This window comes from Polynucleobacter sp. HIN7 (assembly GCF_030297595.1).
Lineage (GTDB): Bacteria > Pseudomonadota > Gammaproteobacteria > Burkholderiales > Burkholderiaceae > Polynucleobacter.
The window spans coordinates 1,303,818-1,305,507 of record NZ_AP028138.1; the positions used below are offsets into that span (position 1 = coordinate 1,303,818).

The 1,690-nt window shown below is 47.1% G+C and carries 2 protein-coding genes; both read right to left on the reverse strand.

Annotated features, from left to right (window positions below):
* Window position 1: 1 nt before the first annotated feature.
* On the reverse strand, window positions 2-841 hold the full coding sequence (locus QUE64_RS06795; protein ID WP_286225071.1) for an aldo/keto reductase: 840 nt from the start codon (window positions 839-841) through the stop codon (window positions 2-4).
* Window positions 842-848: 7 nt separating this feature from the next.
* A complete protein-coding gene (locus QUE64_RS06800) occupies window positions 849-1,661 on the reverse strand; it encodes a peptidylprolyl isomerase (protein WP_286225072.1) in 813 nt (270 codons plus the stop codon).
* Window positions 1,662-1,690 lie beyond the last annotated feature (29 nt).

Genomic DNA, 1,690 nt, shown 5'->3' on the forward strand with positions numbered 1-1,690 from the left:
CTTAAATTACCATTAGCGGTTTTTTCTGAATGGGTGGCGCAAAAATTTGATCAAGCGCCTTGAGTAAGGCATCATCCAGCACCAGATTAGCAGCATATAGATTTTCTTTAAGGCGCTCGGAATGAACCGTTTTCGGAATCGCCACTGCGTTGGGTTGGCGCAAGACCCAAGCGAGAGCCACTTGCGCTGGGGTCAAGCCAGCCTCTTTAGCTAGTACGCTAAGTTGGGGATGGTGCATCAGAGCACCAGCGCCCAGCGGGGAATATGCCATTAATGCCATACCCTTCTCTTGCAGAAATGGAATCAAATCGTATTCAATGCCACGGGCATTCAAGGCGTAATAGGCTTGATTGCATACCGTTTTGTAGGGACTGCCCACATTACGTTCAGCTACGAGCCAATCGTTTACATCAGGCGCATCAAAATTACTGATGCCATAACTACGAATCAGGCCTCGCTCTTGAAGTTTGATGAATCCCTCGAGTGTCGCCTCATACGAATAAGAGCCTTGCCAATGCAAGAGATAGCAATCCAGATAGTCACACCCCATCCGCCTAATTGAGCGCTCACAAGCCGTGATGGTTCCTTTGGTGCTCGCGTTACTGGGTAATACTTTACTGACAATTTGGAGATGGTCACGCGTACTTTTACCAACGCGTTGTAATGCTTTACCAATTAAGGTTTCAGCTTGACCAGAGCCATACATCTCGGCAGTATCAATGAGTTGATAGCCCATTTCAATGGCGGACGCAATCGCAGTGATTTCTTGGGCTTCAGAGCGAGCGCTCTCCCCCATTTGCCAGGTGCCCAGTCCAAGGCGACACTGAAACTGAAAACTCATACCACCCTTACATCACAATTTTGGCGTTTTGACGCAAGCGCCGCACGGTCTCCGTCAAATACTGCTGCACAATCGCTTGACGCAATTGGGGTTTGGATTCTTCAAGGGTCGGGATCTTCATGGCACGCTTATCATCCAAGCGCACAATCACCCAGGCGCTCCCAATCTGAATGGGCTTTTTGGCAAACTCGTTTTTATTGAGAAGGCGCAGAGTTTGTAAAACATTCGCATTCATCTGCGAAGCATTAACCCACCCCACACTACCCCCCTCTTTTTTTGTGGCTGCATCGGCTGAGAACTCGCGCGCCAACTGGGCAAAGGAATCGCCCTTTTGTAAGCGACTCATGAGTAGCATCGCTTCGCTCTCTTTAGCAGTCACAATCTGGCTAAAGCGGTACTGCACTTCGCCCCCCGTATCCCCAATTAATTTCTTTTGGCGCTCATACTCAGTTTTTAATTGCTCGTCCGTGATGGGATTTTTTTGAAAGTGTTGATCAATATAGAGTTGCAATAAGAGAGTTTGCTCAAATTGATCGACCTGTGTAATGAATTCAGGGGATTTCTCAAGACCCTCTTTCTTGGCTTCTTGGACTAGGAGCTCGCGATTAATGAGCTCCTCCTTAATAGCTTGCCGCAGTTCGGGCGAATCTTTAGCACCCCGTTCGATGGCATTTTTAAGTGCCATGTCAAAGAGTTGTTGTGAAATCGGGGTGCTATTAACAGAAGCAACAAAGGCTAATTCACTCTTATTCTGAGCGTTTATTAAAAAGGAATAGCTAGTAAGGCCCACAAAGCAAAGCAAGCGTATGAATTGTTTCATCTAGAAATCTCTCAATTGTATGAGATCGA

Bases quoted from the DNA above. Each gene is read 5' to 3' on its own strand.
- QUE64_RS06795 (WP_286225071.1), bottom strand. From the start codon at position 841: ATGAGTTTTCAGTTTCAGTGTCGCCTTGGACTGGGCACCTGGCAAATG.
- QUE64_RS06800 (WP_286225072.1), bottom strand. From the start codon at position 1,661: ATGAAACAATTCATACGCTTGCTTTGCTTTGTGGGCCTTACTAGCTAT.